At 69.4% G+C, this 3,413-nt stretch carries 2 protein-coding genes; both read right to left on the bottom strand.

Translation table 11 applies throughout. From position 1 onward, the window contains the following. Window positions 1-26: 26 nt before the first annotated feature. On the bottom strand, window positions 27-2,522 hold the full coding sequence (locus tag AA75_RS40155) for a mannose-1-phosphate guanyltransferase (protein ID WP_033825428.1): 2,496 nt from the start codon (window positions 2,520-2,522) through the stop codon (window positions 27-29). Between the two features lie 145 nt (window positions 2,523-2,667). Further along, on the bottom strand, window positions 2,668-3,279 hold the full coding sequence (pgsA, locus tag AA75_RS40150; protein ID WP_033825427.1) for a CDP-diacylglycerol--glycerol-3-phosphate 3-phosphatidyltransferase: 612 nt from the start codon (window positions 3,277-3,279) through the stop codon (window positions 2,668-2,670). Window positions 3,280-3,413: the final 134 nt, after the last annotated feature.

Here is a 3,413-nt window from a genome sequence, read left to right as displayed (position 1 = left end):
CCTGCCACTCGGCTACCGGTTCGCGGTTACCGGCCCGCGGAGTCCACCACCGCACCCCACTCGTCCAGCAGCTGCTGGGCGGCCTGGTCGTCCGGCCCCTCGGCCCACAGGTGGGTGACCGCTTCGGCCGGGTCCGGCAGCACCAGCGTCCACCGGCCGTCCGGCTCCACCACCCGCACGCCGTCCGTGGTGTCCAGCCGCCGGGAACCGGCCGCCTCCACCACCGACCGCATGACCATGCCCTTCGCCGCCCACGGGGTGGCGACGTCCCGGCGCTGGATGTGCGCCTGCGGGATCCGGGCGTCGATCTGGCTCAGCGTGAGCTGCGTACGGGCCACCAGCCCGACCAGCCGCACGAACGCCGCCGCACCGTCCAGCACACCGCTGAACTCGGGCACCACGAAGCCGCCGCGCCCGTCGCCGCCGAACACCGTGCCCTCGGCCGCGGCCGCCTTCGCCAGGTCGTCCGGCGAGGTGGAGGTCCACGTCACCTGCGTGCCGTGGTACGCCGCCACCTGTTCGGCGATCCGGGTCGTGGTCACCGGCAGCGCGACCTGTCCGCTCCGGCGCTCGGCCGCCACCAGGTCGAGCAGGACCAGCAGGGCGCGGTCGTCGTCGATCACCCGCCCGAGCTCGTCGACGAAGGACACCCGCTCGCCCACCGGGTCGAACCGCACCCCGAACGCCGCCCGGGACGAGGCCACCAGCTCACCGAGCCGCGCCAGCGCCGCCCGCCGCTCCTCCGCGTCCTCGGTCGGCCGGGACTCGTCCAGACCGCTGTCGACGGTCAGCGCCTCCACGCCGAGCCGGCCCAGGATGCTGGGCAGGACCAGCCCCGCACTGCCGTGCGCGGCATCGACCACGACCTTGAGGCCCGCCTCGCGGACCCCGCTGATGTCGATCGACTTCAGCAGGTTGGTCGCGTACGAGTCGAAGACGCTGGCCGGGTGCAGCAGGTCGCCGATCTCGCCCGGGAACGCGCGCCGGAACTCCTGCCGCGAGTACACCCGGTCCAGCTTCCGCTGCCCGGCCTGCGACAGGTCGGCGCCCCGCTCGTCGAAGAACAGGATGTCCAGCGAGTCCGGCACCCCCGGCGTGGTCCGCAGGAAGACGCCTCCCGCGCTGCCCCTGGCGGTGTGCTGCCGGGCCACCGGCATCGGTACGTTCTCCAGGTCCCGGACGTCGATCGCACTGGTCTGCAGCGCCGAGATCATCGCCCGTTTGAGCGCCCTCGCGCCCCGCGAGTGGTCACGCGCGATGGTGACGGTCGCGCCCTTCTTCAGCGTCGTCGCGTACGCCCCGGCCAGCCGGACCGCCAGTTCCGGGGTGATCTCGACGTTCAGCACGCCCGACACCCCGCGCACGCCGAACAGGTGCTCCTGCCCGCGCGACTCCCAGATCACCGAGGTGTTGACGAACGCGCCGGCCTCGATCGTCTTGAACGGGTACACCCGGACGTTGGCGGCGATGTTCGACTCCTCGCCGATCAGGCACTCGTCGCCGATCACCGCCCCGTCGTCGATCCGCGCGGCCCGCATCACGTCGGTGTTCTTGCCGACCACACAGCCCCGCAGGTTGGACTGCGGCCCGATGTAGACGTTGTCGTGGACCACCGCCTTGTGCAGGAACGCCCCGCGCTTGACGACCACGTTGCTGCCGAGCACGGTGTGCTCGCGCAGCTCGACCCCGGCCTCCACCTTCGCGTAGTCACCGATGTACAGCGGCCCCCGCAGGACGGCCTCCGGGTCGACCTCCGCGCCCTCGGCGATCCACACCCCGGGCGAGATCTCGAACCCGTCCAGCTCGACCTGGACCTTGCCCTCCAGGACGTCCGCCTGCGCCTTCACATAGCTCTCGTGGGTGCCGACGTCCTCCCAGTAGCCCTCGGCGACGTACCCGAAGACCGGCTTGCCCTCCTTCAGCAGCTGAGGGAAGACGTCGCTCGACCAGTCGACCGACTCACCGGCCGCCACGTAGTCGAAGACCTCGGGCTCCATCACATAGATACCGGTGTTCACCGTGTCCGAGAACACCTGGCCCCAGGTCGGCTTCTCCAGGAAGCGCTCGACCCGGCCCTCGTCGTCAGTGATCGTGATACCGAATTCCAACGGATTGGGAACCCGGGTCAGGCACACGGTGACGATTGCGCCCTTGGCCCGGTGGAATGCGATCAGCTCGGAGAGATCGAAATCGGTCAGCGCGTCCCCGGAGATCACCAGGAAGGAATCGTCCTTGAGCGCGTCCTCGGCGTTCTTCACACTGCCCGCGGTGCCCAGCGGGACTTCCTCGTTGGCATAGGTGAGGTGCATACCCAGGTCTTCGCCGTCACCGAAGTAGTTCTTGACCAGGGAGGCCAGGAACTGCACCGTGACGACGGTGTCCGAGAGGCCGTGCTTCCTGAGCAGCCGAAGCACATGCTCCATGATCGGCCGATTGGCGACCGGTAGGAGCGGCTTGGGCATGCTCGAGGTCATCGGGCGGAGGCGGGTGCCCTCCCCGCCTGCCATCACAACGGCTTTCATTGCGGGTGCGTCCTCCTTCTCGGTGGTGAACCCTGTGGATCCATCAAACCGTTCAAGAGCTTGTCTACCCGGATCAAACCGTCCGACGCACCGGGCAAGCCGTGTGAAACGTCTCGCCGGACCACCCGCGGCCCGGCCGGCGGCCTCAGACCGCCGCGGCCCGCGCGGCCCGCACGATCTGCCGCGCCTGCACCGCGTACAGGATGCCCGCCCACCAGTAGAGCACCGTGCCCCACCAGATGAACGCCCAGCTGACCGCCTCCGCGGTCCGCTCGAACCAGCTCGTCCCGGTCCCCAGCAGCAGCAGCGGGAAGGCGTACATCAGATTGAACGTGGCGGCCTTGCCCAGGAAGCTCACCTGGAGCGGCCCGTACCCGTAGCGGGCCAGCACGGGCAGCAGGGAGCCGATGAACACCTCACGCGCGAGCAGGATCGCCGTCACCCACCAGGGGAGGATCTCGCGCCAGGTCAGCCCGATCAGCGTCGACAGTACGTACAGGCGGTCCGCAGCCGGGTCCAGGATCTGCCCCAGCCGGCTGATCTGCCCCCAGCGGCGCGCCAGCTTGCCGTCGAGGTAGTCACTCACCCCGCTCAGCATCAGGATGACGATCGCCCAGCCGTCGTTGTTCGGACCGCCGAACACCGGCCAGAGGATCAGCCAGAGGAAGATCGGCACCCCGACCAGCCGGCCCATGCTCAGCAGGTTGGGAATGGTGAGGACACGGTCGGTCTGGACTCGCGTCTCCTGGACCTCCACCTGGGGGCCTCCTGGTACTCATGACAACTTGTGCGGCACTGACCATACAACAAAAAAGCCCCCCGCCTGGGAAGGCGGGGGGCTTCTCTGAAAGATTGTTCGGCGGCGTCCTACTCTCCCACAGGGTCCCCCCT

The organism is Kitasatospora sp. MBT63 (assembly GCF_000710465.2).
Classification (GTDB): domain Bacteria; phylum Actinomycetota; class Actinomycetes; order Streptomycetales; family Streptomycetaceae; genus Kitasatospora.
The sequence above is the reverse complement of the archived record's forward strand: the minus strand, read 5'-3'. Positions and strand labels throughout refer to the sequence as shown.

Excerpts from the sequence above, each read along its gene's own strand:
- AA75_RS40155 (WP_033825428.1), bottom strand. The coding sequence starts at position 2,522 with ATGAAAGCCGTTGTGATGGCAGGCGGGGAGGGCACCCGCCTCCGCCCG.